The sequence below is a fragment of the Sphingorhabdus sp. Alg231-15 genome, from assembly GCF_900149705.1.
Taxonomy (GTDB): domain Bacteria; phylum Pseudomonadota; class Alphaproteobacteria; order Sphingomonadales; family Sphingomonadaceae; genus Parasphingorhabdus.
Genome location: NZ_LT703001.1, coordinates 3,457,605 through 3,478,448, shown reverse-complemented (window position 1 = coordinate 3,478,448; position 20,844 = coordinate 3,457,605). Strand labels below are relative to the sequence as shown.

26 protein-coding genes are annotated in these 20,844 nt (G+C 51.8%); 11 read left to right on the top strand and 15 right to left on the bottom strand.

The features are described 5' to 3' along the window. Position 1: 1 nt before the first annotated feature. From DG177_RS16870 to DG177_RS16860, 3 genes are all read right to left on the bottom strand, one after another. Positions 2-310: a TFIIB-type zinc ribbon-containing protein gene (locus tag DG177_RS16870; protein ID WP_337658983.1), complete on the bottom strand. Its 309-nt coding sequence runs from the start codon at positions 308-310 to the stop codon at positions 2-4. A gap of 139 nt (positions 311-449) precedes the next feature. Beyond that, a complete protein-coding gene (locus DG177_RS16865; RefSeq protein ID WP_108812550.1) occupies positions 450-623 on the bottom strand; it encodes a DUF465 domain-containing protein in 174 nt (57 codons plus the stop codon). A gap of 161 nt (positions 624-784) precedes the next feature. Further along, a complete protein-coding gene (locus DG177_RS16860) occupies positions 785-2,173 on the bottom strand; it encodes an MATE family efflux transporter (RefSeq protein WP_108812549.1) in 1,389 nt (462 codons plus the stop codon). Between the two features lie 172 nt (positions 2,174-2,345). Between DG177_RS16860 and DG177_RS16855 the strand changes: the two genes are divergently transcribed. Further along, entirely contained in the window at positions 2,346-2,828 is a 483-nt protein-coding gene (locus DG177_RS16855) for a Rid family hydrolase (RefSeq protein WP_108812548.1), read from the top strand. A 2-nt stretch (positions 2,829-2,830) separates the two neighbouring features. Here DG177_RS16855 and DG177_RS16850 read toward each other — a convergent pair whose 3' ends face one another. Both DG177_RS16850 and DG177_RS16845 read right to left on the bottom strand, forming a co-directional pair. Further along, positions 2,831-3,358, bottom strand: a complete 528-nt coding sequence (locus DG177_RS16850) for an isoprenylcysteine carboxylmethyltransferase family protein (protein ID WP_108812547.1) — start codon at positions 3,356-3,358, stop codon at positions 2,831-2,833. Next, entirely contained in the window at positions 3,358-4,407 is a 1,050-nt protein-coding gene (locus DG177_RS16845; RefSeq protein WP_108812546.1) for a type III polyketide synthase, read from the bottom strand. Before DG177_RS16845 ends, DG177_RS16850 begins: the two co-directional genes overlap by 1 nt. 187 nt (positions 4,408-4,594) lie before the next feature. Between DG177_RS16845 and DG177_RS16840 the strand changes: the two genes are divergently transcribed. Then, entirely contained in the window at positions 4,595-5,608 is a 1,014-nt protein-coding gene (locus DG177_RS16840; RefSeq protein WP_337658982.1) for a helix-turn-helix domain-containing protein, read from the top strand. A 115-nt stretch (positions 5,609-5,723) separates the two neighbouring features. Beyond that, positions 5,724-6,581: a sterol desaturase family protein gene (locus DG177_RS16835; protein WP_337658981.1), complete on the top strand. Its 858-nt coding sequence runs from the start codon at positions 5,724-5,726 to the stop codon at positions 6,579-6,581. A gap of 279 nt (positions 6,582-6,860) precedes the next feature. On the opposite strand, the gene DG177_RS17830 is transcribed toward DG177_RS16835, so the two are convergent. Beyond that, positions 6,861-7,226 (bottom strand): hypothetical protein, encoded by a 366-nt coding sequence (locus DG177_RS17830; RefSeq protein ID WP_337658979.1) that lies wholly within the window; start codon positions 7,224-7,226, stop codon positions 6,861-6,863. On the opposite strand from DG177_RS17830, the gene DG177_RS17825 reads away from it, so the two are divergent. The 3 genes from DG177_RS17825 (at position 7,192) to DG177_RS16820 (ending at position 8,954) form a co-directional block, all read left to right on the top strand. Beyond that, on the top strand, positions 7,192-7,674 hold the full coding sequence (locus tag DG177_RS17825; RefSeq protein ID WP_337658978.1) for a phasin family protein: 483 nt from the start codon (positions 7,192-7,194) through the stop codon (positions 7,672-7,674). The two genes, DG177_RS17830 and DG177_RS17825, sit on opposite strands and share 35 nt — an antisense overlap. 226 nt (positions 7,675-7,900) lie before the next feature. Next, positions 7,901-8,266 carry an ATP-dependent Clp protease adapter ClpS gene (gene clpS / locus DG177_RS16825; RefSeq protein WP_108813044.1) on the top strand — a complete coding sequence of 122 codons (366 nt, stop codon included), beginning with the start codon at positions 7,901-7,903 and terminating at the stop codon, positions 8,264-8,266. Between the two features lie 28 nt (positions 8,267-8,294). After that, complete coding sequence (locus DG177_RS16820) at positions 8,295-8,954, top strand: DsbA family protein (RefSeq protein WP_108812542.1); 660 nt, start codon at positions 8,295-8,297, stop codon at positions 8,952-8,954. Between the two features lie 17 nt (positions 8,955-8,971). Here DG177_RS16820 and DG177_RS16815 read toward each other — a convergent pair whose 3' ends face one another. From DG177_RS16815 to DG177_RS16805, 3 genes are read right to left on the bottom strand one after another with little or no spacing between them, the layout of a single operon-like run. After that, positions 8,972-9,745, bottom strand: a complete 774-nt coding sequence (locus DG177_RS16815) for an SDR family oxidoreductase (protein ID WP_108812541.1) — start codon at positions 9,743-9,745, stop codon at positions 8,972-8,974. A gap of 49 nt (positions 9,746-9,794) precedes the next feature. After that, positions 9,795-10,592, bottom strand: coding sequence for a DUF1295 domain-containing protein (locus DG177_RS16810; protein WP_108812540.1), 798 nt, complete (start codon positions 10,590-10,592; stop codon positions 9,795-9,797). Further along, positions 10,589-11,227 (bottom strand): lysophospholipid acyltransferase family protein, encoded by a 639-nt coding sequence (locus DG177_RS16805; RefSeq protein ID WP_337658977.1) that lies wholly within the window; start codon positions 11,225-11,227, stop codon positions 10,589-10,591. The genes DG177_RS16810 and DG177_RS16805 overlap by 4 nt, the downstream gene beginning before the upstream one ends. 161 nt (positions 11,228-11,388) lie before the next feature. Here DG177_RS16805 and DG177_RS16800 point away from each other — a divergent pair, with 161 nt between their 5' ends. Beyond that, the gene (locus tag DG177_RS16800) at positions 11,389-11,982 is read left to right on the top strand and encodes a rhodanese-like domain-containing protein (protein ID WP_108812539.1); all 594 of its coding nucleotides are present in this window, start codon (positions 11,389-11,391) and stop codon (positions 11,980-11,982) included. Here the strand turns inward: DG177_RS16800 and DG177_RS16795 are convergent. The 4 genes from DG177_RS16795 to DG177_RS16780 form a co-directional block, all read right to left on the bottom strand. Next, complete coding sequence (locus DG177_RS16795) at positions 11,954-12,478, bottom strand: thermonuclease family protein (protein ID WP_108812538.1); 525 nt, start codon at positions 12,476-12,478, stop codon at positions 11,954-11,956. The two genes, DG177_RS16800 and DG177_RS16795, sit on opposite strands and share 29 nt — an antisense overlap. Before the next feature lie 50 nt (positions 12,479-12,528). Beyond that, positions 12,529-12,882: a PilZ domain-containing protein gene (locus DG177_RS16790; RefSeq protein ID WP_108812537.1), complete on the bottom strand. Its 354-nt coding sequence runs from the start codon at positions 12,880-12,882 to the stop codon at positions 12,529-12,531. 253 nt (positions 12,883-13,135) lie between these two features. Then, on the bottom strand, positions 13,136-14,086 hold the full coding sequence (locus DG177_RS16785; protein WP_108812536.1) for a cation diffusion facilitator family transporter: 951 nt from the start codon (positions 14,084-14,086) through the stop codon (positions 13,136-13,138). 124 nt (positions 14,087-14,210) lie between these two features. Next, complete coding sequence (locus tag DG177_RS16780) at positions 14,211-14,390, bottom strand: PspC domain-containing protein (protein ID WP_337658976.1); 180 nt, start codon at positions 14,388-14,390, stop codon at positions 14,211-14,213. Positions 14,391-15,014: 624 nt separating this feature from the next. Between DG177_RS16780 and recF the strand changes: the two genes are divergently transcribed. The 3 genes from recF (at position 15,015) to mobA (ending at position 17,490) form a co-directional block, all read left to right on the top strand. Beyond that, positions 15,015-16,088, top strand: a complete 1,074-nt coding sequence (gene recF, locus DG177_RS16775) for a DNA replication/repair protein RecF (RefSeq protein ID WP_108812534.1) — start codon at positions 15,015-15,017, stop codon at positions 16,086-16,088. A 74-nt stretch (positions 16,089-16,162) separates the two neighbouring features. Then, positions 16,163-16,867, top strand: coding sequence for a CHAP domain-containing protein (locus DG177_RS16770; protein ID WP_108813042.1), 705 nt, complete (start codon positions 16,163-16,165; stop codon positions 16,865-16,867). Positions 16,868-16,911: 44 nt separating this feature from the next. Then, complete coding sequence (mobA, locus tag DG177_RS16765; RefSeq protein ID WP_108812533.1) at positions 16,912-17,490, top strand: NTP transferase domain-containing protein; 579 nt, start codon at positions 16,912-16,914, stop codon at positions 17,488-17,490. Between the two features lie 77 nt (positions 17,491-17,567). Here mobA and DG177_RS16760 read toward each other — a convergent pair whose 3' ends face one another. Beyond that, a complete protein-coding gene (locus DG177_RS16760; RefSeq protein ID WP_108812532.1) occupies positions 17,568-17,834 on the bottom strand; it encodes a hypothetical protein in 267 nt (88 codons plus the stop codon). Between the two features lie 204 nt (positions 17,835-18,038). On the opposite strand from DG177_RS16760, the gene DG177_RS16755 reads away from it, so the two are divergent. Further along, a complete protein-coding gene (locus DG177_RS16755; RefSeq protein WP_108812531.1) occupies positions 18,039-19,466 on the top strand; it encodes an amidohydrolase in 1,428 nt (475 codons plus the stop codon). 23 nt (positions 19,467-19,489) lie between these two features. Here DG177_RS16755 and DG177_RS16750 read toward each other — a convergent pair whose 3' ends face one another. Beyond that, complete coding sequence (locus DG177_RS16750; RefSeq protein ID WP_337658975.1) at positions 19,490-20,734, bottom strand: alpha/beta hydrolase; 1,245 nt, start codon at positions 20,732-20,734, stop codon at positions 19,490-19,492. Between the last annotated feature and the right edge of the window lie 110 nt (positions 20,735-20,844).

Here is a 20,844-nt window from a genome sequence, read left to right as displayed (position 1 = left end):
TCTAGTCGAACAGATCCTCCAGAAAGGATTTGCGGCGTTTTTTCTTATAATTTCGGTTGTTGTACGTATCGCTGTAGATGGTGCGATCAGGCCGATAGGTTTGTTCGTGTCCCGGTATTGTGTCTGGCCGTGACCTTTCGACAATTTTATCAATTTCACCACGATCAAGCCAAACACCGCGACACTGCGGGCAAAAGTCAATTTCGACGCCCTTGCGTTCACTGATTGTGAGGCTGACATTACAAACCGGACAAGGCATGGATGGCGACGCCTGGTGTCTGGGCGAGTCCTTTGGGGAATCAGAGTTCATGGCATATCCTGATTTAAGGCTGTAAACTGGGGCCCGCCGATCGGGGTCGATAGTGTTGAATATTGGGCGACATATTTTGGTTTCCGGCGGGGACCGGGGAGTGAAACACGTTATATGCCGCCCAACATTATCTGGCCTGTTAGGTCGTAACAGGAACCAGCTCGCGCTTTACAGCGGCGATCTTGTCTTTGATACTGAGGCGAATGCGCTTCAAATGCTGCATTTCCTGTTGCCGACCTGCGGCCTTGCAATTGTCAATCAGTCGATTGAGCCGACGGTGGCGTTTGATGAGTTCGTCTAAATAGCTTTTCATAACGGCCTCCTTTTGACTACGTGAAGGCTGGTGCCTCTACTGCCAAAAGATTTGCCAAAGATTTGCTGATTGATCCAATCGAAACGACTGCGCTTCATTGATAGTTTTTTGCTATTGATGATTTTCGCAGGCGCTTGGTGAAGCGGCACATATCACGAGGGCTAAGGCAGCAACCCGATCCGCTCTCGCATCATCCACCGCGCCAGCATCAACACGGCGACAATGCCCAATCCGCTCGCCAGGCCTGTCCAAACACCAATGCCTTCCCAACCCTGCCAGAAAGCCAGACCGGCGCCGACACCAATGCCGATGAACCAGTAGCCCATCAGCGCAAAGACCATAGGCACAGTGGTATCATGCAGTCCGCGCAGCATTCCAGCCCCAACCACCTGCGCTCCGTCGACTATTTGAAAGATAGCCGCAATTGCCAGAAAGCTGACTGCCAGCGAAGCGACTTTATCGTTGCCGGGGGCGTTGGCATCGATGAAAATCGCGATCAGGAAGTCGGGGGCCAGCACGAAGACCATCGCCATCGCCGCCATGAATGACGTACCGAGAGCGAAACTCACCCATCCCGCCCGCGTAATTCCGGCATGGTCCCGTCGACCATATTGGATACCCACTCGAACGGTAGCCGCCTGCCCCAGTCCCATCGGAACCATGAAAGTCAGTGACGCAAGTTGCAGCGCTATCGCATGCGCCGCGACGGATTCGGCATTGATCAAACCCATCAGCAAAGCGGCAATACCAAAAACCGAACCTTCCAGTCCCATGGTAACAGCGATTGGCAATCCCAGTTTCCATAAAGCGCGATACCGTTGCCAGTCGGCACGCCAGAAGCGTCCGAACAAACAATAGCGCCGGAAACGCTTGTGGAGAATGACCACCAAAGCCATACCACCAAACATCAGCATATTGGTCATCACACTGCCAATACCCGCGCCAATCACGCCAAATGCCGGCACACCGAATTTCCCGAAAATCAGAGCATAGTTGAACAGGGCATTGGCCATTACGGCGATCACACTAATGATCAGCGCCCATACCGGTTGCTCCAGTGCGGAGATAAAATTGCGCAATATGATGAAACATAAAAACGGCAATATCGACCACATATAGGCCGAGATATAGAGTCCTGCATTGCGCGCTAGATCGGGCTGCTGGCCAAAGAAAACCAGAATGCTTTCAGTATTCCACAGCAATAGCCAGAACGGGATTATGACCGTGATAGCCGCCCAGACGGCCTGCCGGAATGTCCGGCGGACATCACGAACACTATGACCCATACGGCCTATTTCGCTGGCCATCATGGGCGCAGATGCAGTCACCAGACCCATGCAGAAAATCGCACAGCTCATTGCCAGATTGAAGCCAAGTGTCGCGGCAGCCAGTTCGCGTGCGCCCAGCCAGCCGATCATCAACACATCGGTCGCACCAATCATCGCCATGGTCAGGTTGGACAGGATAAGTGGCCAGGCGAGTTTCAGCGTCGTGCTCGCTTCATGGCGCCACGGATTCGGTGCTAGAAAAGATTGCGCTGCACTAACCATAAAAGCCCGTTAGCCGAGGCCGGCGAATGGTGCTAGCGAAACTCGCACGAAAACTGACCGGAAAATTACCCAGGCGGCTGTGCGGCCAATTGCGCAGAAAGGTGGGTGACTGCCAACATGCTTGCGACCCTCTTCCTTTCCGTTTAGCCTTTTCGATGAAGGGGTTCGTAATATGCAGCATATCAAAATCTTAATCACCGCCATGGCAGCGGTATTTATCTTGATAAACGCTCCTGCGGTTCATGCACAAAAACAAGTCATCATCCCGGAATCCTTGAAGGAAAGTTATGAGAATTTTCGCTTTGCGCCAGCCGTGCGTGCGGGCGACATGGTCTATCTGTCCGGCGTTGTTGCACGCCTGAAGGATGACGAAACCGATGCAGATATCAGACCGGCCGTCATCCGCGCTTTTGAAGAAATCGAAATGATCCTGAAAGCATCGGGCGGGGATTGGAGCGATGTGGTTGACGTGACCTCCTATCTTACAGATCTCGACAAATATGTCGGGCCGATGTGGGCGGTAAAAGAGGAGCGGGTACCAGCTCCTTATCCTGCCTGGACCGCCATTGGTGTGAGCCAGCTGTTCGGCGGTGAAAAGGCGATTATCGAGATAAAGGTCACCGCGTATCTGCCGACTGCTGACAGCGAAGATTGATACTAACCGCGCCGCTGCAGCACGATATTCTCTACGCCGATGCGGTGCCGCAACAAGATCGCGTTCAATAGTGAAAATAGCAAAGCCACCCATGGCAAACCCATCAACAAAGGCACAATTGCGATTTCCAGCACAACCACCAGATAATTGGGGTGACTGACAAACTTATAAGGGCCCCGCTTCACCCGATCAAAATGAGGTGCCGAGATGATCCTTGTGGTCCACCAACGGCCGATCGAAGCCAATGTCCAGACCCGCAAGACCTGTGTTCCAACGAACAGCGCCAACAATATAGGATTCAGCTCTCGCAGCGGATCGACTAGCAAAAAGATGATGGCCAACCATGCGCTGTGAAGGAAGATGAACCAGTGATAATGGTCCGCCCCGAATTCCTCGCCGCCCTCTGATAGCAAACGCTTGGTATTTCGGTTCGCGTAAACCAGTTCACCAAGCCGCTGTGCGACAATATAAATTAACACCCACGTGACGAGGGTCGGGGGTGTCGAAAAAATCGCGCCCAGATTATCCATTAATCTGCTCCTGCAGGATCGAGTATTCCGAGCACGGATGTAAAGCCCGGGCCGAGCGCTGTCATCAGGACAGGTTTCTCAGGTTTATCTCTCAGTAAATTTTCCAGAACAAACAGCACCGTTGGTGATGACATATTCCCATGATGGCGCAATATTTCGCGAGTGGCAGGAATGCCGGACAGCTCTGGCGCAAAATAGTCTTCTAGCGCTTCCACCACGCGGCCTCCGCCAGGATGACAGGCCGGTTCGCTCATTTGCGATTTTTCTAGCCCCTGTTCGTTCAGGAAACCGTCGCAAAAGGGGGCAAAGTCCTTCGCCACAAAGGTTGGGATGTCCCGCGCAAGCACAAGGTCAAAACCGGTGTCACCGATGTCCCAGCCCATCATGTCGCGGGTATCCGGCCAGGTTTTCTGATCGAACGCCCGAAAATGGGGACCTTCACCCTGCCCGGTCCTGCCGGTCAACACTCCCGCCGCACAGCCATCAGCAAACAGGGCTGTGGCGATCATGTTCTTTTTATCGAACTGGCTGTAGTCGTAGGAAAGACTACACAACTCCAATGCAATGAGCAGGACATTCTGCCCGCCATTGGCATCCGCCAGATCATTGGCCAGCCTTATACCCAATATCCCACCGGCGCAGCCATAGCCAAAAACCGGCACGGTTTGCACCGACTGGCGAAAGCCCATCGTCTCTATCAGTCGGCTGGGGATTGAGGGCGTCATCGTGCCGGTGGTAGAAATCATGACTATGGAATCAATGTCCACCGGTTTCAGGGTTGCTTTTTCCAATGCCGCCGATGCTGATCGCTCGGCCAGTGTCCGACCCACTTCATCATAAATTTGCGCGCGCTCGGGCCAGCTGCGCTGTTCCAGATAATAATCCGGATCCCGTGCGATATAACGATGATCAATCCCGCTATTGCCCAGTATCTGCTTCAATCGCGCCGGCAAGGCTGACCCGCGCGCCTTTGCCAGCACGGCTAGAACATCCTCTTGGCTGATCTTGTGGTCAGGAAGAGCGGTCGCGATGGATTTCAGTTTAGACATGGGACATATTCGCGCTGCATGGCTAAGCTGTTACACATAGCCGTTTCAGAAACCAAAGAATAATCTGCACAGTGCCCGAACGGACGTATTAGCGAAATTCCCGTTGCGAACAGAAGAAGATGAGCTAGCATAGCACATAACAGGGAAGGTTATAGCAATCGCCGGATTAGACTTGGCATTTGTAGATATGATATTACGGCTGCTGACCATTGGTGGGCAGATCATGATCATTGCCGTCTTGATTGGCGGCAGGATACGCACAAGACTCAAAATCGTCGCCATTGGCCTGCTCGTCAGCTCGATGGCTTATATATTGAACTCATCTGGCTTTTTCCCCGATGAGGGCATGTTGGAAACTCTAATCGATTTCCTGTCCGTATCTACGACCATTTGGGCCTGGGTGTTCGCTCACGAATTGTTTGAACGGCCTATCAACAAGAAAATTCTGATCGGCGCTTCGCTGATCCTGTTCCTTCTATGGGGATCCACAAACTTGGCCATGGATGGTCGATGGCTGACATTTGATGCGATCCGCATTACCTCGCTCGCCTTGATCGTTCATCTGATGGTGATTGCAATGGGTGGAAGAGCTGATGATCTGGTTGAAAAGCGCAGACTGATAAGCACCTATTTGCCACTGTTGATCGGCTTGCAGGTAGGCGGGGTGTTGTTGTTCGAATTGCTCTATGGCGGGCAAACCAACCTGCCGGTTGCATCCGTTGTAAATGCTTCTTTCATCTTTCTATTGGTTTTATGCGCTGGCTCTGCGCTGCTCATTGCAGAACCAGAAGTTCTCGTCGAACGGAACTATTCGCGGACAAAAAAATACACCGCTGCAAATCTATCGCCAAGCGAAACCGTTTTGCATGAAAAGCTCTTGGCTGCGATGAATGATGGCCAATATCGCGCACCGTCGCTCACTATTGCAACACTGGCTTCTCAATTGGATACGCAGGAACATCGGTTGCGCGCGTTAATCAACAAACAGCTTGGTCATCGCAATTTTTCGTCCTTTCTCAATGGTTATCGAATCACCGAAGCCAAGGAAAAATTGGCGGACCGCAACATGGTAGACTTACCGATTCTGACAATTGCGATGGATTTAGGCTACGGATCACTCGCCCCGTTCAATCGCGCCTTTCGCTCTGAAACCGGCCAAACACCTAGTGATTTCCGCAAAGCAGCGATTGATCAAAACTGAAATAGTCTGATCATTTTCAAAATCGCACAGCATTTTTCAGCATTGCAGAGAGGTGGGCGAGGCTTTCTGTCACTTTGCCTTCATCAAACCAACACTGCCTTTGATGGAGAATGTTATGCCTGAACTTTTTGATGCCATAGTGGACCATATGATTGGTGCCTTCACCTTTGATCTGGGGCGTTATCTGATTGCGGCGGGCACATTGTCTCTGATCCTCTGGGCCTTTGGCAAATGGAGCGCAGTCCGGCGTATCCAATCCCGCAAAGCAGGTTTCGCCGACTATAAACGCGAATTTCTATCATCCATGCGAACGGTAGTCGTATTTGGATTGACCACAATCAGCACGGTCTTGCTGGAAGCATCTGGCTGGATCACAGTGATGACCGGCGAAATCATCTGGCCTCTATTCATTTTGCAGCTGGTGGCGATGATTGTTGCCCATGATGCCTATTTCTACTGGATGCATCGCTGGCTGCACACGAAGACCATGTTCCGCTTTTCACACCTGCATCATCACAAGTCGCGCACGCCGACACCGTGGGCTGCTTATAGCTTCTCTTCCTTCGAGGCGATGGCAGAAGCTGCGTTTGTGCCGATCTATCTTTTCATCATCTCGGTTCTGTTCAGCGGCATGTATCCTTTCGCGATCTTCTTGTTCCTCGCCCATATGATTATCCGCAATGTCATGGGCCATGCTGGTGTAGAACTGTTCCCTGCCGGCTGGACACGCAACAAATTTGTCGGCTGGATCACGACCACCACCCATCACGACCTCCACCATAGTCAGGGTAACAGCAATTTCGGTCTCTACTTCACCTGGTGGGACCGGATGATGGGAACCGAGCATCCTGACTATGAAGCCCGCTTTGATGCAGTCGCGAAACCGATCCACCTCTCCGTCGGAGCTACCGCCAACATCTGTATCGCTGCCTTCTCGCTGCTTGCAGTGGCAACCACAGTCAATCTGATTTGATGTTGCAGGACAGCAAAGCCTATAATTTCCATGCAAATTAACAGGCTTTGCTGATAACCTGGCGTTGGAATAACTTATTATGCAATTGATATTATTATGTTTTTATCGATTTCTTACATTTTTTGTGCAGTGCAACATTTTTCCTTGACTTCAGCGTAAACCTTCCCTATTTGTGCACTGCAACAAACAAATGGAAGCAAAGATGGCTGATACGAAAACGACTGATACCAAGGCTGTTCCGGCTGCTAATAAGCCCGCCAGCCTCTCTGCTGAAGCGGCCTATGCGGCCGCTGCCTCAGCGGAACCTGTAACCGCTGAAATAGCACCTGCTCCAAAGGCGGCTGCCAAACCAGCACCAAAGACTGCAACAACAACCGCTCCGGCTCCTGCCGCGAAGAAGCCGGTTGCTGCTGCAACAAAGACAACGGCTTCAAAACCCGCTGCAAAGAAGCCTGCAGCAACCAAAGCGGCTCCAAAAAAGACCGTTACGAAGCGCAAAGCCGCTCCGAAACGCGCCGCTGTAACCGCGAAAAAGACTGTTAGTAAAGGAACGACTAAGATGACAACCGCAAAGAAAACCACCGCAAAGAAAACACCTGCGAAGAAAACCGTGAAAAAAGCTGCTCCAAAAGCTGCTGCAACCAACAAAAAAGCTCTTCAGGACATGGCTGCTAAAATGCAGGCTCAGCTGGAAAAGCTGACCGCAACCGCTCAGGAACGCGCCAAAGAAGTTGCTGACCGCGCTGTTGAAGTTTCTAAAGACGCTGTTGAATTCAACCGTCTGAACGTTGAAACCCTCGTCGAAAGCGGCAAAATCACCGCTAAAGGCGCTCAGGAAATTGGCAAAACCAACGTCAAATATACTCGTGAAAACTTCGTAGAAGCCAGCAACGTTTTGAAAAGCTCTTTGAACGTTGCGACGCCAAAGGATTTCGTTGAAATCCAGGCTGACTTCATGCGCAGCAGCCTGGACCGCGTTATGGACCAGACTTCAAACAACATGGATGCTGTCACCACATTGGCTGGCAAAGCCTATCAGCCAATCGCTGATCGCGTTAGCACCATCCGTAAAGAGATCAAAAAAGCCGCTTAAGCCGCTTTTAATCGTCACGCAAAAGGCCGTTCCTTTGGGAGCGGCCTTTTTCATATGTGTGATATCAGGACGTTTTATCGCAAAATCATTCCCGATTGATCAATCCGCCACTTGCCCTCGAGGGCTAAAATACCATATCCTAGCCAACATGAGTAAAGTAGAGATTCTCTTCCCGGCATTGCCCGACGTCGACCCGCTTTTTTTGCAGGCTGGCCACGCTATTCAAATGCCCGCACATATGGCTGGTGATGACGACGACAACGGTGCAGATGATAGCGGCACCGGCGACAGCGATGACACTGATCTTGGCATTGCGACGAAAACCCGGACGAAGACCAAGAAGCCCAATCCCTACAAGGTACTGTTACTCAACGACGACTATACACCAATGGAGTTTGTCGTGCTGGTACTCAAACGGTTTTTCCAGATGGATATTGATGAAGCGACCCGGGTAATGCTGCATGTTCACCAGAAAGGCGTCGGGATTTGCGGCACCTTCAGCTACGAAGTTGCTGAAACAAAAGTCACCCAGGTGATGGACTTCGCGCGCAAGAACCAGCATCCCTTGCAGTGCACTTTAGAAAAAGCCTGACCAGACACCCAATAAAAGGAAATAAGCTATGTCAGAGACCCCGGTGATTACCGTAGATATTGTCTCTGACGTCGTCTGTCCCTGGTGCATAATCGGTTATAAAAAACTCGAACAGGCCATGCGACGCTTTGAAGGCAAGGCGGAATTCGCTCTTGCCTGGCATGCTTTCGAGTTGAACCCAAACATGCCGCCAGAAGGTCAGGATATTAATGAGCATATGGCGCAGAAATATGGAGCCACGCCCGAACAGAGCAAAGCCAATCGCGAACGGCTGCGCAATGCTGGCAGCGATCTAGATTTCGAGTTTAGCTATCATGAAAATATGCGGATGGTGAACACGTTTGACGCCCACCGCCTACTTCATTGGGCTGGCGAAACCGGTAAGCAGACCGCGCTTAAATTGGCGTTGTTCAAGGCCCATTTCACCGATGGAAAAAATGTCAGCGATCATGAAATATTGACCGCAGTGGCTGTCTCCGTTGGTCTTGATGAAAAACGTGTTCGCGATCTGTTGGGCAGCGATATGTTTGCTGCCGATGTGCGCGCCGTCGAAGCGGAATGGCAGGATCGCTTCATCTCGGGTGTTCCGGCGTTCATCTTCAACAAGAAATTCATGGTCCCAGGCGCACAGGACAGCGATGTCTTTGCCCAGATTATCGAAAATAAAGTGCTGGCGGCTGCGGCCTGAACATCTGACGGTCCGCGCTACTTGTCCTGACCACCATCCACAGGGATAATCGCGCCCGTAATAAAACTGGCACGTGGACTAAGCACATAAGCTGCTGCTGATCCGATTTCTTCAGGCTTCCCGAAACGCCGGAGAGGCACTTCACGATTGATCCATCGCATCACGGAAGCGCCCTTTTCACCATTGACCCGTTTCTCCCAATCTCCGTCAGGAAAAATGATATTGCCTGGTGCGATTACATTGACTCGAACTCCTGACGGGCCTGCAATCACCGCTAGCTCTTTGGCAAGATGGTTCATGCCTGCCTTGGCCGTGCCATATGTCAGAGGTGTTCCCAGTCCCGAAAGACCGGCGATAGAACTGATCAACAGAACCGATCCCTCGTTCCTCGGCTGCATGAACCGCAAAGCCGATCGAGACAAAATGAAGGCCGAGTCAAGATTTTGACTCATCCCACTGCGCCAAGTGTCATCATCCACTTCGAAGCCCGGAGGGCAAGGATGCAAACCAACATTGGCTACAACGCCCCAAAGCGGCCCAAAACTCTTTTCGATGTCGGCGGTCATGGCATCAACTGTTGCGCTGTCCCGCAAATCGCCTGCTTGCGACCAAAGGCGGTCGGCTCCGTAAATATCCGCCAATCGCGATTTTTCTGTCTCCAATGCAACCTCACCGCGAGCCGCCATTGCTACTTTTGCACCTTCAGCCAGACAGGCTTCGACAATTCCCAGACCAATACCCCGGCTTGCACCAGCCACAAAAATGACTTTATCCTGTAGCCCTAAATCCATCTATATTTCCTTTTTTTGAAGGCGCGCGAATTGCCAACCGAATCCGTATTTATCTCTTTGGCGGCATCGGGAAAAAACCGGACGTCCGCTCGATATAGTCCACATAATCTGGCCGGTTCTTCCGTAGCGCATATTCCAGCATCGGCGCACCACTCCATTTGGTCAGTGTGAAGCTGAGGAATAGCGGCCCGACAATCGCCACCCAAACGGGCCAGCCGACTTGTGCGGCGACCAACCAGATGCCCCACCACGCACAAAAGTCACCGAAATAATTGGGGTGGCGCGTATAGCGCCAAAGTCCAGTATCAAGCACCTTGCCTTTATTGGTTGGATCCGCTTTGAAAGCCTTTAGCTGGGCATCTCCGATTGTTTCGAAAGCGATGCCGATAACGGCAAGCAATAACCCGATAATCGCAATCGGTCCAAGGCCCTGATCACCGGCCAGTAATATCCCAATTTGTGCGGGCAAGCAGACCATGAACAGCAGCGGGATTTGCAGTATCCACGCCTTGATCAATGCAGTTTTGGCAAAACTCCAGCCCTTTTTCTCCATCGCCGTACCGATGATTTTCGTATAGCGCGGGTCTTCACCTTCCTTGCTCCACCGCAAATAGAGATGCGTGCCCAGCCGCACACCCCAAGTGACGGTCAAACCGAAGATCGTCCAACCGAGCCAGCCGGCATCGCCCACTTGCCAAATCGACGCCCCGGCCATGATCGCCATGCCATAAGCCCAGAATGCATCGATAAAGGACACATCGCGGATCTTCACGGAGACCAGCCAGAGAATGACCATGACCACGACCAGAAGGATAAAATTTTGACCCAATGCTGCCAGTAGAGTCATCTTGGTTCTCCCGACTGCCCTCCGCCCGGAGTCGAATCGGGATTGGTGTGAACAATATCGTCCATGGCCTTTTCCGGGAATTTCGGGGTGACCCTGTGATAATAGCTACTGACCTTTTCCATATCGGCCTCATAGTCGCCGGTTACTTCGATCTCGGGGCCCAGCCCGCCGGTTTTCTTAGCATAGTCCATCATCCCGATGATCAACGGTACCTTGGCCTTCAGTGCGATATAATAGAAACCGGTCCGCCATTGCCGCACATTGCCTCGCGTCCCTTCTGGCGGAATCGTTAGAATGAAATCGTCGCGCTTTTCAAATTCCGCAACCATCGCATCGACCATATTTTGAGATTTCGACCGGTCCACCGGGATACCGCCCATCCGCCGCATCATGTCACCAAAGGGCCATTTGAATAGCGTATCCTTGCCTATCCAGTAGGATTTGATTTTCAAGCTGTTGGTCAGACCGAAAAAATAGATGAAATCCCAGTTGCTGGTGTGCGGTGCCGCGATAATCACACATTTGCGCGGCGCAGGGTTTTCCTGAATGGCCTTCCAGCCTGTGATCGTATAAACAAATACCGAAAAGCGCCGGACAATTTCCGACAGCCAATTAGGTTTGATATTATTGTGCACGCTTCCCCCGTTTGCGATCCTGCTCGCATATGTGAAACGACAATAGGTTCATTTCACTCAAGCGCAACGCCAGATATGCTCGACAGATTAGTTCCGGTTCAGCTTTTGGCAATCCGAAAAATCTAGATTTAGTGCAAGTCTTGAAAACGGGAACAAAGATCATGAAAACATTACCGCTGGTGACATTGGCCACCATCCTTTCAACCCTCTCCTTGCAACCCGCTATAGCACAGAATCAGCCTTCTTCAGAAACAACCGTAAACCCGCAGGTGGACTATACCGGTTTTCTTCAACTGACTGAGCAGCTCGCGGATTATCGACAGGAGCGGCTCGTCGATTTGAAGCGATTCAAGAGAATCGCAAAGCAGGCAGACGCCATAATATTGGACAGCCGATCTGCGGCCGCGTTTGCACAGGGCCATATTGAAGGTGCCATCAACATACCTTTTTCAGATTTTACCGAAGAGAAACTGACCAAAATTTTGGGCGACAAATCACGACCCATCCTGATCTATTGCAATAATAATTTTCGAGACGATGTACCGCCAATTGTATTGAAACGGGCTCCGCTCGCTCTGAACATCCCGACATTCATTAATCTATACGGCTATGGATATGAAAACATCTACGAACTGAATGATGTCACGCATATGGCTGATCCGCTTGCCCAATGGAAAGGAACACCGAGAAGTTTAACCGTGAACCCATTTCAGGTTTCACAAAAACCTATCGAGGATGCGAAGCGCGCCAATTAGAAGGCTTTTCAAACGCTCCCTGCCAGATGCCGCGCTTCGCCTTTTCTGCGCTTGCCTCTTCCCGGCCGTAAATCACTTGGTCAAAATTTTCGGAAGACATCGCGTGGCCTTGCTCAACCATAGAGGCACCGAGATCCCTGTCAGCGTTTGTACAGGTGACAATCATGCGACCATATCGGTCGCGGGCACGAACATCACAGCTATGCTCGCCTTCACCTAACGCCGTTTCCAGGGCAGTGCGCGATGACTTCCCGCATGGCCAATCGCGATTTTCTGAATCTTTACATATCTGTCGATATTCTGGAGCATCGATACCATAGATACGATATTCGTCGTCTGCATCCTTGAAGCTATCGCCATCAATAACAGTAACTTTTCTGCCATTAATGATGATAGTCTCTTCACCGCCGACCCATTGTGTCAACGCCCATGAACCGCCGACGACCAAAATGACCATCAACAACAGTTTGATTTTCCTGAGAAACCCTCTCGTCATAGCGCGGCCAGCCTAGCCGATAATCGCCATCATACAATGGTAGTTCTAAGCTACGCCTCTACGACTTTTAGGGTCGGATATCGTGATACGATATGATCAAACACAGCCGGATGCAGGGGTTGAACAAATTCACAACCGAAAAAATCATCCTTAATCCAGCAAATCTTGCTTTCAATGGCTGCGAATGATGGCAGGGTCATGAAGATATTTTTTTCCCCTGTCAGCCTCGTCATGCAGCGCATACGAAAGCCAGAGAGTGAAAGATCGATAACCATGGCTTCAATACGGCCGAGCCCTGGCTCCCGAACCTCTGCCGCTATCTCGACACCGGCGCGGGTCGAGATCCGATGATCGCCGCGCTTAAACTTTTTGTCTATCACGCGCTGGTTGGACTTGCCGCTCATTGCCAGTTAATTCCCGATTTGCGCCAAGGAGAATCTCATCCATGGCAGTTTCTTCGGCCATTGAGACCATTTGTCAGCTTGCGGCTTTTTATAGCATTTGATGTTTATCCAAAAGTTAACGTCGTGGCCGATTTATTTGGTTAATATGACAAGCATGTCATCATCATTAGCCCAGGTTTTTCAGGCCCTCCAACGTTAAGTTTGGTCAATATGGTCTCTCGGGCCAGAAGAAGTTTTGAGCTAAGTAGACAGCCTAGGAACCGCAGTCCGTCTGGCAAAATCCAGCCTCTTCATCTTCTAGCTCAATCTGGATCGTCATGTGGTGGATCGCAAATCGGTCTTTCATCGATTTTTGTACATTGGCGAGAAAGTCTTTGCCCGGATGTCCGCTGGGAATGACCAGATGTGCCGTCATCGCCGTTTCACTTGTGCTCATCGGCCAGATATGAAGATCGTGAACTGTTTCCACCCCCGGGAATTCCGAGAGCGCTTCCAACACCTCCTCCACATCAATATCTCTGGGTACACCGGCAAGTGACATCCGCACCGCCTCAGACAACAGACCCCAGGTGCTCCAAAAGATAAGCGCCACAATGAACAGACTAATGAGTGGATCGATCCAGTTTTTACCAGTGAAGAAAATAACAATGCCGCCAATGACAACACCCGCCGAAACCGCAGCGTCGGCCATCATGTGCAGAAATGCGCCGCGGATATTTATATCTTCCTTCTGCCCACGCATGAACAACATGGCAGTGCCGAAGTTAATCGCGATACCAATGGATGCCACAATAATGACCGTCTGCGAGGCTACTTCACTGGGAGCGCTAAACCGTTCTATGGCTTCCCAAGCAATGGCCCCACACGCAAGCAGCAAGAACAGGCCGTTTAGCAGCGCCGCCAGTATCGAGGACCCACCGAGACCGTAGGTAAACTGCTTGCTTGGCGGCTTCTTGGAGAGCTCTGCACCTGCCCATGCAACGGCCAACCCCAGGACATCGGAGAGATTATGCCCAGCATCGGCGAGTAACGCCATGGAGCCTGACAGCAATCCGAAAACCACTTCGACAATGATATAGATGACGTTAAGTGTAATGCCCAATGCGAAAGCACGGCTGAAATTGGTTGGCATGTGGCCGTGAGGGCCATGGCGATCGTGATGGCTGTGGTGGATATGTCCGTGATGATGGTGATGGCCGGACATCTGCGCTCCGATAAATTACTCAATGACTTTAAGTCACTAAATACACGGATTTATCAGAGCGGTCTATGATTATTCTTTAATGTTTTCTGTATGTTATATCATTCATACAAGAGGTTATCTGTAATCAGTCGACGATCAGACCAATGGCCAGATAAATGATGATCGCAGAACCGAAGCCGAAAATTGTTGCGAGCACAAAGATTATACGCAGAATATTGGCATCCATACCGCTCCAATTTGCAAGGCCGGAGCAAACACCCATCAACTTGCCATTGGTTTTATCGAGTTTGAGTTTGTTTTTCACTGGACTATTCTTCCGTTTGTTTGATGAAATGGGTTCAGGCCAACTGGTTGGCGTGGAACTGGTGGGCTTGTTTCTATCGGCCATCAGATCACCATTGAAGCTGCGTTATTCATCGCTGGAGCGATGCTGGCGCTTACGAAAACAACTGCGGAGAAGAGAGCTGCAAAAGAAGCAAGAACTTTGTTTTTAAGATCGTAGGTCATGTTATTTCCTTTCGGGGGGATGGGAGAAAAATTAGATTACCAGAGAGCCGGCGTTGTTGATTGCGGGTCCTACGCTTGCACTGATCAAAACAGAGGCAGAAACGATAGCGGCAAAAGCAGCGGCGATATTATTTGATACATTCGAGAACATTTTTGATTTCCTTCTAATTTAAAAAACTGGGCTTCGCGGTTGTGTTAGCGAAGATGTCTCATACATTGCACATGCCGTGCCAGTTTTTGATATTTCTTATATTACAATAACTTAGTGATTTTCTGACTTGAGTGTCAAATTCTGTAAAACCACTTATTGGTGTTTTTCACCATTTTTTAGTATTAGATGAACAGTATGTGAATGATCTCCTCATAGATCGCGATTTTCCTTCTCATCATATGCCAGCAGGGCTAGAGATGGCGGCCTGTCATGACGATCTCCCGGCTCACTCTTCAAAACTTCAGAAACTATCCTCAACTGCGATTGGATGTCGCGCCCGGCTTTATTGTGTTGAGTGGAGAAAACGGGGCCGGCAAGACCAATATATTGGAAGCCGTTTCGCTTTTGTCTCCTGGACGAGGACTACGGCGGGCCGCCATGAGAGATATGGCCTTTGAAGGCGGCGCTGGCGATTTTGCAGTGGCGGCACAGCTGGATGATGTTCAGCTAGGTACGGGTACGAGTGCGGAACATCCCGAACGCCGGAAAACCCGCATCAATGGCGCAGCGGTTCCCACCAATGATCTCGCGCAATGGCTGTCGATATTATGGCTGACGCCAGCAATGGATCGCCTTTTTATGGAGGGTGCATCGGGACGGCGGAATTTTCTGGATCGCCTGGTTACCGCGCTTGAGCCCGACCATGCCCGCAATTGCGCTCGCTATGATGCGGCACGTCGCGAGCGCAATCGGCTGTTGGCTGATGAATATATGCCGGATAGTGAATGGCTCGATGCTCTGGATGGACAGCTTGCGCGATTTGGAAGCGCCGTTGCAGAGGCTCGCTTTCGGATATCAGAAGCGCTCAACAATACGCTGGCAACGACCGATGATGGCTTATTTGCCTCGGCCAAGCTCAATCTGAACGATGACGCGCTCCGTAGTGAGGAGATGCTGCAAGATGCTTTGAGGGCCAGCCGTCAGGCCGATCGCGCCGCAGGACGGACATTGAAGGGGCCTCATCGTGCAGACTTGACCGTCTTTCACGGAACCAAGGATCAGGCGGCGGAAAAATGCTCGACCGGGGAGCAGAAAGCACTGCTCTTTTCGATCATTCTTGCCCATGCCGACCTTATTGCCGAGCAACGGGGCAATCGCCCGATCCTGTTGCTCGACGAGGTGGCCGCCCATTTGGACCCCAGGCGCCGCGCCGCATTATTTGGAAAGCTTTCTGAAAAGGGTGGCCAAGTCTGGCTCACTGGCACCGAACCGGGTCTTTTCGAGGACGTTCCCAAAGATGCGCTGCATCTCAGGGTTGTCGAGGCCAGCGTTACGAAGCGTTAACCAAGTATTTTAGCGGTCAATTTGTGCCTGTTGGCTAAGCGGGTGTCATGCACATAGCCGCGCAAAATGAACCGATGAAACTAATGAGGAAACTGGGTAGCTCCATCATTCCCATTCTTCTGGTCCTGCAGGCGATATTCTTCCCGACCATGGCACGCGCGGAGGACGGTTCGTCCTCCCAATATCTGCAATGCGTTCCCTATGCCCGCCAACTCAGTGGCGTCCAGATCTATGGTGATGCACACACATGGTGGCGGCAGGCTCGATTTGCTTATGAGCGCGGAAATGTTCCACAATTGGGTGCAGTCCTATCGCTCAAGAGCCACGGCAAGATGAAACTCGGCCATGTTGCTGTTGTCAGTCGGATATTGGATGATCGCCACATATTGTTGAGTCATGCCAACTGGTCACCAATTAACGGGCGTCGCGGACAGATTGAGAGCAATGTCGCAGCGATGGATGTATCGGACAATGGTGACTGGAGCCGGGTTAAAATCTGGTATGCTCCGATTGCTGCCCTTGGCAAGACGGCCTATCCGGTCAATGGATTTATCTATCCGAATGAGAAGCCAAGCGACTTCAGGAACAATGCGGGCAAGCACTGGACCGCCGCCAAGGCTGTTCAACGGGCAAGAACCCCCAATCGTAATCTCTTCGCCCGGCAGATGAAGTCCGAATTGGACAAGGCCGCACGGCGGGAACAGCTGGCCGGCGTCGGACATTCTAATGCTCAACCAACAGATTTAATTGGTGAACTGCTGGACAGAGTGGGCAGCTAAAGTCACAACAGCGCAAGGCACCAATTGCGCTGGAGCGACAAGCGATGAACGACAACCCTCCAACCTGCCTGATCATTTTGGCTGGCGGTCAGTCGCGCCGAATGGGACAGGAAAAGGCCACTATCAGGCTCGATGGAGAGCGCCTGGTCGACAGGGCGGTGGCACGATATCGACCCTCGGTTGATCGCATATGGCTCTCGGCACCAAGCGATTTTGAAACCGGCCTCGATATCATCAGTGATAATCCTGATGCGCCGGGAGGTCCTGTTGGCGCCATTTTCACTATAGCCGCAAATTTGCCGATACTCTGTCCCGAAGCGATAGGATTTCTCACCATCCCCGTTGATGCGCCTTTTGCGCCAGATGACTTGGTTTCGAGACTGAGCGCGGTTCCTGGTTGTTCGGTGGCACAAGGCCCCAAACGATTACACCCGGTTTTTGGTTATTGGCGCTGTGATATCGTCAATAGTGTCCGCGGGACACATGAGATTGGTGATCAATCCCCATCCCTGCATTGGTTAGTGCGGCAATGCGATGCCCAACTGATAACCTGGCACGATGAACAAGCCTTTATGAATATCAACACGCCGGACGATCTCGTCGCTGCTGAAGCCCATATATAAAAGCCGGCGCATGAGGGGGTGCGCCGGCTTTCAAAGTCGCCGTTGGTGCAAGGAGCAAACCGCTTTTCAGCGACCCATTACTTCAGACGACGAAGTTCTTTTTTCGTCAGCGTTGTAATCAACTTGCCATCTGTCTTGGACAGCGTTTCCGCTTGAACACGGCGCACTTTGCCCTTGTAGATGACCAATACGTCGCCATCGTCAGCCACACGGTTGACCTTGGCAACGCTCGAGCCGGTTGCGTCATAGAGACGGTCGTTGCGTTTTGCGTCAGCAGCAAAAGCCGCAGGTGCTGTCAGCGAAAGAGCCGCAGCAGTCAGGACGATAGAAGCAAATTTATTCATGGTAGATCTCCAATAATCTCCAGGGAGGAAGAACGACCACTATGCTGACATAAAAGTAAGTTGCAATGTGAAATGTTGCACCTGCGAGTTGCATTTTTGCAATTGACTTACGCCCGCTGTGAAAAATGACTATCGTAATAATGTTGCGCGCAGAGCAATGATGATGCAATCACCCGGCTAACAATCTTGACCACAGGAAATCCTATGAAACGTTTCGGTATCTTTCTCGCGCTTGCCGCCCTGCCCTCCATAGCTCAGGCGGAAGAGCCGCAGGAGGCGGAAATACTGGCCGCAATTGATGCGCGTTATGACGAAACCGCCAGCGTCGCCCGGCAGATCTGGGAATGGGCAGAGGTCGGCTATCAGGAAGAAAAAGCCAGCGGCCTGCTGCAGCAAAGTCTGCGCGCCCAAGGCTTCACAATTGAGGCAGGCGTTGCAGAAATACCGACTGCCTTCGTCGCAGAATATGGCAAAGACGGACCTGTGATCGCGATTCTGGCCGAATTTGATGCCCTACCCGGCATCAATCAGGACGCCGTTGCGACCCGTTCGCCCATTGCCGGCAAAACAGCCGCCCATGCCTGCGGCCATAATTTGTTCGGCGCCGGCTCCCTCGAGGCAGCAATTGCCGTCAAGAAATGGCTCGATCAATCCGGGACACCCGGCCGGGTCCGGCTCTATGGTACGCCAGCCGAAGAAGGCGGTAGCGGCAAAGTCTATATGGTCCGCGCGGGATTGTTTGATGATGTCGATTTCGCTCTGCATTGGCATGCCGGTGATGAGAACTCAGCCGCAGCCCGTACAACATTGGCCAATCGTTCGGCGAAATTCCGGTTTCGCGGGGTCTCCGCCCATGCCGCAGGTGCTCCGGAAAAAGCGCGCTCCGCACTGGACGGTGTAGAGGCCTTCAACCTCATGATAAATATGATGCGCGAACATGTGCCGCAGGATTCACGCATCCATTATGTCATCACCGAAGGCGGCACAGCGCCCAATGTCGTGCCCGATTTTGCCGAAGTGTTTTACTATGTCCGTCATCCTGACCCCGACGGCGTTGAAGCCATCTGGAAGCGACTGGAAGATGCCGCCCGCGGTGCCGCCCTTGGCACTGGTACCAAAGTCGAATGGGAAGTTATTCACGGAAATAATCCCTTGCTGGTCAACGAACCGCTGGCGAAAATGATGGACTCCAAACTCCGTCAGGTAGGCGGCATTACATATACCGCCAAAGAGCAGGAATTTGCCGAGCAGATCTATGCCAGCTTTGATAGCCCCAAGCACGAACTTGGCAGCGAGTCAGAGATACAGCCCTATGACGTAACGCTTGGCTATGGCTCGACCGATGTCGGAGATGTCTCCTACGCCACACCAACGGTCGGACTGAGCACCGCCGCATGGGTACCGGGTACGTCGGCCCACAGCTGGCAATCCTCAGCCGCCAGCGGCATGTCGATCGGATTCAAGGGCACCCAAGTCGCCGCCAAAGCACTGACGCTCGCAGCTATTGAGCTTTACACCAATCCCGAATTGCGCCGTGAAGCCAAAACCGAATTTGATACGGCACGCGGTCCGGATTATGTCTATAAATCCCTGCTCGGCGACCGCGATCCACCATTAGATTATCGGAAGTGAGCGCGGTCGTTTGTTCTGAGCACTTAAAAGGGCAGATTCTGGCAGTTGCCAGGCAGTTTCTCTTCCGAAAATACCGCCCGTACGAATGGTAATGTATCTCCGGTTGAACCCGGCACAACGCCGCGATGATCAAGGTCTCGATACAGCACGGACTGGATGGTGGAGCCAGCCTCACAGGCTCTTTTAACGAAGGCCGCTTGCATGCGGACAGGCGTGTCTTTGTCCTTGCCACCAGTACCAACGAAAGTTGGTATCGGAAGTTTCAGAGTCGGATAACCCATTCTGGCAAAGGCCGTAGCCAGAAGATCAGACGGCGATTTTTTGAAAGTGCGATTGTGGGTCAGTGCCTGGGCACCGACTTTTGCCCTGACATCTTTGTGACAAGTATTTTCTACTGACTTCGCGATCGGAAGGGCCTCTTCCGAAACATAATCGGACAGCGCGAAACTAGAATCGGTGCGCTGTACCAGCGACAGAGCCAGCATATTATAGGCAAGCATGGGGTCAACGCGATCAGGCGGTCTCGATTCCTGCAGCGCAATCAATGCTTTGGGAGAGAAAAACGGGACGCCGGTGGCAACCGCCCCGATGACATTTACATCCGGTGCATATTCTGCTGCGAAAGCAGCCGTCGCTATCGCCGCGCCAGCGCCTTGAGACTGCCCGAACAAAACCACTTTGTCTGAAACCGGAAAATCGGAAGCCTGCACCGCACGTATGATATCAAGATTGCTATAGGCTTCTGGACGTGTAGCCAGATAGGGATGCGTGCCACGAGTACCCAATCCCTGATAATCGGATGCAACCACGGCAAATCCATTTTTCAACCAGAATTCAAGATGATCCCTGTCTTGTTGTTGCCGCCCATTCCAGGAAGGCGCACAAATATCGGCAATACCTACCGTTCCATGCGTCCACGCCATAAGCGGCCAACCACCGGCTGGCGCGGTGCCTTCGGGCAAAAATAATGCGCCCGAAACATACAGCAGATCTTCGCCATCCAGACCGTCGGTTGAAGAATAGAGCAGGCGGAAATTTTGTCCTGCCCCTGGATTGGATTGCGTGACACCAAGCGGTTCCTTTTTCAGAAGCAAGCCGGGTGCTTTTAGCTGACCTTCATACTGATAGAATTCAGAGAGAAAGCTATCACCCAATGTCATATGCGATGATTCCGGCTTGGCCGAAATTTCAGGCGCATCAGAAAGAGGCGCACAAGCGTTGATCAATAGAGAACTGGCTATGAGATAGATTTTTGATTGACTGCTCAATTGAGCCCCCCGCTCCAAAAAAACGACGCTAATCCCTTTCTCCGACGTGAGCAAGCCTACCGTTCTCAGCCAGTTACCGACCACCCCCTCTTCGTCGCAACATTATCATG